Source organism: Flavobacterium xizangense, from assembly GCF_054075145.1.
Genome location: NZ_JBSIPG010000158.1, coordinates 1 through 262 on the forward strand (window position 1 = coordinate 1; position 262 = coordinate 262).

A 262-nucleotide genomic window follows, 5' to 3' on the forward strand; every position below is an offset into this window, starting at 1 on the left:
GTAATTCCTAAATCATCATTACAGCTTTTCCACAATTCTGAGAATTTAGTTTTTTTATCATCACTCAACTTGTTAAAGTCAGCCGTAACGGTATAACCGTGCATTTCTGAATTGAAAAATTTATCAATAGATTTCACAGGAACACCGCCCCAAATTAATTCTTTTCCAACAGGAAATTCAATTGTTTTCAATTTTTCTTCGCTTAATTTATGCTCCATTTTTCCTTCATTAAAAAAGCTCTCTTCGTAAACCAATTTTGTGC

1 pseudogene is annotated in these 262 nt (G+C 31.7%); it reads right to left on the minus strand.

Annotated features, from left to right (window positions below):
* Positions 1-218, minus strand: a pseudogene (locus ACWA1B_RS22915) (hypothetical protein); the annotation flags it as partial.
* Positions 219-262: the final 44 nt, after the last annotated feature.